Raw genomic sequence first — 1,121 nt, 5'->3', positions numbered from 1 at the left:
GATTTTGGGACATCCCAGTCCCCAAAATCGACTCGGCCTTTGACAACCTATTGGTGCCCCAGCCGTCCTGGTCGCCGCGTTTGGATGCCTACTTTGCTTCCCCTCTGGCGCTATGCGCACGACGGGTAAAGCAGTGCGGCCTCGCGGCTACTGGGGACTACCAGCCTTCGCTTCGCTCTCCATGGCTGGCAGCGAGAGCCCGCATGGCATCCTCTTGCAAGTCCAAGACTTGGGAGCCATCAGCTTTAGAAGCTCTGACATAGCCAATCTTCATTGAGGGAGTCACTTATTGCGGTTGGACAGGGACGTCAGCTTGACAGACTCGTCATGCTCTCTAAGGTCAATAATGTAATCTGGCTCAGTAGAGAACCAGGCATAAGAGCCCCACGCCAGTTCAGAGATAGATTTCTTGAAGGGTTGTGAGCTTCGATCTAGGAATGCAGTTAAAAAGGCCAGATGCTCAGGATCAAAGCCGGCTTCTGTCGCGAGGGTTGTCAGAATCTCCTTCCTTTGGCGGTTAATGGGGCCGTCAGATGCGACAACTTCGGTAAACACAACCAGTATTTCGAGACCACTGCTGTCGTCACCCAGGTCAACCAAGATAATGTCAGGAAGTGTCCTTGATGGGTCTATTTGAAGCCCCAACGCTTTCGCCAGTGCCTCGTCCTGAGCTACGACCTTGTTTCCTGATTCCGACAGCCAAAGCACTTTCGGTTTTTTAAGGAATCTCGGTGCGAATTCCTCAATAACAGCCTTGGATATAAGGCTGGATGGGCCGGGCTCCAGTTTGCGAATAGCTCCATCAGGGAACTTGATCTGTACAGATTCGGAGTCCTCAGAGCCATAGTCCTTCATCAGTTTCAGGCGTGTGATCGCGGCCTTTGAAAGGTATCTTTTCTGCCAGTTCTCAATCGCGGCGTCGAGGTCATCGCCGTAAAGGTTGATGGAAAATAGCTCTGAAAAGCCTTTTTGCAGAGCATAAGTGGGCTTTGATGAAGTGGTGGGTATGCCTTGACGAACTACAACGGCTTGTAAGGGAATTAACCCTGTTCGGATGGTTTCATCCCGTACTGGCTCCCGACTATTTGCAGCATACCAAGGGTTTCCAGGTTTCTTTTTCT

General features: G+C 51.4%; 1 protein-coding gene and 1 pseudogene. Both read right to left on the bottom strand.

The window, feature by feature from the left end:
• Positions 1-196: 196 nt before the first annotated feature.
• Positions 197-274: pseudogene (locus ACOCD2_RS21255) on the bottom strand (transposon DNA-invertase); the annotation flags it as partial.
• 8 nt (positions 275-282) lie between these two features.
• On the bottom strand, positions 283-1,121 hold an 839-nt coding region (locus ACOCD2_RS21250), incomplete at its 5' end, for a BsuBI/PstI family type II restriction endonuclease (RefSeq protein WP_419598507.1).

Origin of the sequence: Thiolapillus sp. (genome assembly GCF_048562965.1) — a bacterium.
Taxonomy (GTDB): Bacteria; Pseudomonadota; Gammaproteobacteria; order Chromatiales; family Chromatiaceae; genus Thiolapillus; species Thiolapillus brandeum_A.
This window is presented reverse-complemented; position numbering and strand designations above follow the sequence as displayed.